The organism is Bacillus sp. AY2-1 (assembly GCF_008368965.1).
Lineage (GTDB): Bacteria > Bacillota > Bacilli > Bacillales > Bacillaceae_G > Bacillus_A > Bacillus_A thuringiensis_S.
The window spans coordinates 69,944-76,035 of the sequence record NZ_QPEL01000009.1 but is presented as its reverse complement, the minus strand read 5'-3'; the positions used below and the strand labels follow the sequence as shown (position 1 = coordinate 76,035).

Genomic DNA, 6,092 nt, shown 5'->3' with positions numbered 1-6,092 from the left:
GTTTCAGCGACTTTTATAATATATCATAGTATATTATTTTCGTCAACAAGTTTTTCAAGATAATTTGTATCTCTCATTTGCTGACTCTGCCTATTATATAGACTTTGCTATCACTATGCAAGTATTATTATAAAAAAATAAGAGGGGGGGAAAATCCACCCTCTTATTCTTCAGAAGAAACCTCTTCATTAGATTCTTCTTCTTCATCTTTCTGTGCTTTTGCTACTGTCGCTACCTCTTGCTCATCCTCTAAACGAATTAGACGAACACCTTGTGTATTACGTCCCATTTGAGAGATTTGATCAACCGGCATACGAATAATAACGCCTGCGGCTGTAATTAGCATGATGTCTTCTTCACCTGTTACAGACTTAACCGCTACTAACTTACCGTTTTTATCTGTAATGTTACAAGTTTTAAGACCTTTACCACCACGGCTTTGTAGTCGATACTCTTCAACTGGAGTACGCTTACCATACCCGTTTTTCGTTACAATTAAGACATTCGTATCTTCTTCAACAATTTCCATACCTACTACTTGGTCCTCTTCGCCTAATGTAATAGCTTTTACACCAGCTGCATTACGGCCCATAGAACGTACATCTTGTTCATTGAAGCGAATTAACATACCGTTGCTTGTCCCTACGATAATATCTTTATCGCCAGATGTTAAACGTACAGAAATCACTTCATCTTCTTCACGAAGCGAAATTGCAATTAAACCGTTCGTACGTATATTTGCAAATGATGAAAGTGGCGTTCTCTTAGAAATACCTTGTTTCGTTGTAAAGAATAAGAACTGGTCGTCACCAAATTCACGAATTGGAATAATGGCATTGATCCACTCACCCTTATCTACCCCTAATAGGTTAATAATTGGTAGCCCTTTTGCAGTACGACTATACTCTGGGATTTCATATCCTTTCGTACGGTATACTTTACCCTTGTTTGTAAAGAATAAAATATGATCATGAGTAGACGTTGTTAATAAGTGTTCAACAAAGTCATCATCATTCGTACCCATTCCTTGTACACCACGTCCCCCACGGTTCTGTGTTTTGTACGTAGAAGCTGGTAACCTCTTAATATAACCGTTATGAGTTAACGTAATTGCAATATTTTGCTCAGGAATTAAATCTTCATCTTCAATAAATTCCATACCGCCAATTGTAATTTCTGTTCGTCTCTTATCATTGAAACGCTCTTTTACTTCTGTTAATTCTTCACGAATAATCTCAAGAACTTTCTCTTCATCTGCTAAAATCGCTTTTAATTCAGCAATTAAATTCATTAAATCTTGATATTCTTGCTCGATTTTTTCACGTTCTAATCCAGTTAAACGTTGCAGACGCATATCTAAAATCGCTTGCGCTTGTTTCTCACTTAAACCGAAACGTTCCATTAAGCCTTGCTTTGCAATATCAGCCGTTTTTGAACTACGAATTAACGTAATAACTTCATCAAGATGATCTAAAGCAATTCGTAATCCTTCTAAAATATGAGCACGTGCCTCTGCTTTTTCTAATTCATACGCAGTACGTCTACGGATTACTACCTTCTGGTGCTCCAAATAATGATATAAGTTTTGTTTTAAATTTAGTACTTGAGGCTCTCCATTTACAAGAGACAACATATTAATACCGAAACTTGTTTGAAGTGCTGTATGTTTATATAGATTGTTTAATAGTACGTTTGCATTGGCGTCACGACGTACTTCCATGACAATACGCATACCATTTCGGTCTGATTCATCACGTAAATCTGTAATACCTTCAATTTTCTTATCGCGAACTAATTCTGCGATTTTTTCAATTAATCGTGCCTTATTAACTTGATAAGGTAGTTCCGTTACGATAATAGATTGTTTACCATTTGATTTCTCTTCAATTTCAACTTTGGCACGAAGCATAATAGAACCGCGCCCTGTTTCATAAGCTCTACGGATGCCACTTCGACCTAAGATTAAACCTGATGTCGGGAAGTCTGGTCCAGGAATATATTCCATTAACTCCGCTATAGTAATATCCGGGTTATGACTTAATGCCAACACACCATCAATTACTTCGCCAAGTTGATGCGGCGGAATATTTGTTGCCATACCAACTGCAATACCTGTCGTACCGTTTACTAATAAATTAGGAAAACGCGCTGGTAATACAATCGGCTCTCTTTCCGAACCATCGTAGTTATCTTGATAATCAATTGTATTTTTTGAAATATCACGTATTAATTCCATAGAAATCTTAGACATTCTTGCCTCTGTATAACGCATTGCCGCTGCTGAATCTCCATCTACAGAACCGAAGTTACCATGCCCATCTACAAGCATATAACGTTGACTGAAATCTTGCGCCATACGTACCATTGTTTCATAAACGGCTGAATCACCATGAGGGTGATACTTCCCGATTACTTCACCGACAATACGTGCTGATTTCTTATACGCTTTATCAGCTGTAATTCCTAAATCATTCATCGCATATAAAACCCTACGATGCACAGGTTTTAATCCATCACGAACATCTGGTAATGCACGAGATACGATAACACTCATTGCGTAATCTAAAAATGAGGTACGCATTTCATGACTAATATTAATTTCTCGAATTCGTGCTTGTTGTTGATTGTCTGACATCAACGAGCACCTCCTCTTACGTTTCCGTTATACATACATTGATTTATATGTAGAAGACAGGAATACTTAGATTCCTGTCATTACTCATTTAAATATCAAGGTTTTTCACGTATTTTGCATTCTCTTGGATAAAGTTACGACGTGGTTCCACTTTATCACCCATTAAAATTTCAAATGTTTCATCTGCTTCTATTGCGTCTTGAAGAGAAACTTGAAGTAACGAACGTACTTCTGGATCCATTGTCGTCTCCCATAGCTGAGTTGGATTCATCTCTCCAAGACCTTTATAACGTTGAATTCCTGGTTTCGGCTGGGCTGGTAACTCAGCTAATATTTTTTCAAGTTCTTTATCATTATAAGCATATTGAATTTTTTTACCTTGTTGCACCTTAAACAACGGTGGCTGTGCGATATATATATATCCACACTCAATTATTTGACGCATATAACGATAGAAGAACGTTAATAATAGGGTACGAATATGCGCACCATCAACATCGGCATCGGTCATAATAATAACTTTATGATAGCGTGCTTTTTCGATATCGAAGTCCCCACCAATATTTGTACCAATCGCCGTAATAATTGTACGAACTTCATCATTTGATAAAATCTTATCTAAGCGTGCCTTTTCAACATTAATAATTTTACCCTTCAGCGGTAAAATTGCTTGAAAATGACGATCGCGTCCTTGTTTTGCAGATCCACCCGCAGAGTCACCCTCTACGATATAAATTTCACTAATTGCTGGATCTTTAGAAGAACAATCTGCCAATTTCCCTGGTAAACTTGAAACTTCTAAAGCACTCTTTCGGCGAGTTAGCTCACGAGCTTTTTTAGCTGCTACACGCGCACGTGCTGCCATCGTTCCTTTATCTACAATCTTACGTGCAACATTGGGATTTTCCAGTAAGAATTTTTCAAAAGCCTCAGAGAATACTGACTCCGTAATCGTCCTCGCTTCACTATTTCCAAGTTTCGTCTTCGTTTGCCCTTCAAATTGTGGATTTGGATGTTTAATCGACACAATTGCTGTTAAACCTTCACGAACATCTTCACCAGTCAAATTACTATCCGCATCTTTTAAAATGTTATTTTTACGACCATAATCGTTAATCACACGTGTTAAGGCAGTTTTAAATCCTACCTCATGTGTACCACCTTCATACGTATGAATATTATTTGTAAATGAGTAAATATGATTTGTATATCCTTCGTTATATTGAAGCGCAACTTCAACTTGAATACCATCTTTTGAACCTTCTACATATACAGGCTCTTCATGAATTGGTTGTTTTGAACGATTTAAATGTTCAACATATGATTTAATTCCACCTTCATAGTGGAACTCTTTCTTTTGCTTATGTTCACGTTTATCTTCAATTGTTAATTTAATATTACGATTTAAAAACGCCAACTCACGCATACGAGTCGCTAGCGTATCGAATTCATATTCTGTCGTCTCTTTAAAAATTTCTGGATCCGGTTTAAAGCGAGTTATTGTTCCAGTCTTATCTGTATCACCGATGACTTTTAAATCTGCAACCGGAATACCTCTTTCGTATTTTTGGTAATGGATTTTACCATCACGATGTACAAATACTTCTAATTCTGTTGATAAGGCATTTACAACAGATGCACCAACACCGTGCAAACCACCAGAAACTTTGTAACCGCCACCGCCAAATTTACCACCAGCGTGGAGGACAGTCATAATAACCTCTACTGCAGGACGCCCCATTTTTTCTTGTATACCAACTGGAATACCACGTCCATTATCCGTTACAAGAATACTATTATCTTCTTCGATACTAACGTTAATTTCATCACAATATCCTGCTAACGCTTCATCGATACTATTATCGACAATCTCCCATACAAGGTGGTGAAGTCCCTTTCCACTCGTAGATCCAATATACATACCCGGACGTTTCCGAACTGCCTCTAGTCCTTCAAGTACCTGTATCTGACTTTCATCATATGCATTTTCTTGCATTTGTTTTTGTTCCATTGACACAAAGATCACCTACTTTTCCATTTAAACAGGGGTTTATGCCCTATCTATTTCACAATCTACCGTGCCGTTCGTTACATGAATTGTTTTCGCATCTTTTAATGTTTCGTGTTCAATTCCGTCGACACTCGTCGTTGTAACAAATGTTTGCACCTTTCCTTGAATTGTATTTAACAGATGTGATTGACGATAATCGTCTAATTCTGATAAAACATCATCCAGCAAAAGGATTGGATATTCTTTAACCTCTGAATAAATTAATTCAATTTCAGCTAATTTTAGGGATAGTGCGGTCGTTCGTTGTTGCCCTTGCGAACCAAAGACTTGAACATTTTTACTATTAACGAAGAATTGTAAATCATCACGATGAGGACCAATTAAAGTCGTACCACGGAAAATTTCACGTTGTTTCACAGATTGAAAACTTTCATAGTATACTTCTTTTATTTTCGACAAATCCATTGATTCTGATACATCTACACTTGGTTTATAGACAATTTCTAACTCTTCTAATCCACGGCTTATACCGCGATGAATTGGAGCTGCCCATTCCTGTAGCAAATGCAAAAATTCAAAACGTTTTTGCAGTATTTTCGCACCATGCTCAATTAGTTGAAGTGTAAATACATCCAACATCGTTTCCTCATTCTTACTATTCCCTTGCATTTTTTTCAACAAGTGATTTCGTTGCGTGAGCACCTTTTGATATTGACTTAATTCATACAAATATATAGGAGCTATTTGTCCTAATTCCATATCTAAAAAGCGTCTTCTTACTTGAGGGCTTCCTTTTACAAGATTTAAATCTTCTGGGGCAAACATGACAACGTTCATCACGCCAATATATTGACTTAACTTTTGTTGTTCAAGTTGATTTAATTTTGCCTTTTTACCTTTTTTCGAAATATTTAATTCCAAAGACAAAGAACTGTTTCTTTTTTGTAATTTCCCTTTTATTTGACCAAACTCTTCATCCCAGCGGATAAGTTCGCGATCATTAGAGGTTCTATGAGATTTCGCCATCGCTAAAACATAAATAGCTTCCATCAAGTTTGTTTTCCCTTGTGCATTTTCGCCGATAATTACATTTACCTTATCTTCAAAGGAAAGCTCTAATTTTTCATAATTGCGATAGTTTTTTAATTGTATTTCTGAAATAAACAAAGGGCTCCCCCTTTATGCCTGAACTTGGAAAGTTCCGCTTCCTGGAATTTCAATAACATCATTCGCATATAGTTTGCGACCTCTTCTATTTTCAAGTTCGTTGTTCACGTACACTTCATATTCTTGTAAAAACCATTTTACAGCGCCACCTGTATCAATTACATCAGCTAACTTTAAAAATTGTCCTAGTGTAATATACTCTGTTGAAATTTTAATATGTTTCATAAAATCGCTCACTTTCTGAAAGTGTTCATTCTTTCATTGTACTAAATAAACTAA

Annotated in this window: 4 protein-coding genes; all 4 read right to left on the bottom strand. The window is 36.5% G+C overall.

The features are described 5' to 3' along the window. Window positions 1-163 precede the first annotated feature (163 nt). The 4 genes from gyrA to yaaA all read right to left on the bottom strand — a co-directional run bounded on the left by gyrA (window position 164) and on the right by yaaA (window position 6,038). Window positions 164-2,635 carry a DNA gyrase subunit A gene (gene gyrA, locus DN403_RS01335; protein WP_001282868.1) on the bottom strand — a complete coding sequence of 824 codons (2,472 nt, stop codon included), beginning with the start codon at window positions 2,633-2,635 and terminating at the stop codon, window positions 164-166. An 88-nt stretch (window positions 2,636-2,723) separates the two neighbouring features. Continuing rightward, window positions 2,724-4,646 (bottom strand): DNA topoisomerase (ATP-hydrolyzing) subunit B, encoded by a 1,923-nt coding sequence (gene gyrB / locus DN403_RS01330; RefSeq protein WP_000435979.1) that lies wholly within the window; start codon window positions 4,644-4,646, stop codon window positions 2,724-2,726. A 39-nt stretch (window positions 4,647-4,685) separates the two neighbouring features. Continuing rightward, a complete protein-coding gene (gene recF, locus DN403_RS01325; protein WP_000470754.1) occupies window positions 4,686-5,813 on the bottom strand; it encodes a DNA replication/repair protein RecF in 1,128 nt (375 codons plus the stop codon). 12 nt (window positions 5,814-5,825) lie between these two features. After that, window positions 5,826-6,038 (bottom strand): S4 domain-containing protein YaaA, encoded by a 213-nt coding sequence (yaaA, locus tag DN403_RS01320; protein ID WP_000680510.1) that lies wholly within the window; start codon window positions 6,036-6,038, stop codon window positions 5,826-5,828. Window positions 6,039-6,092 lie beyond the last annotated feature (54 nt).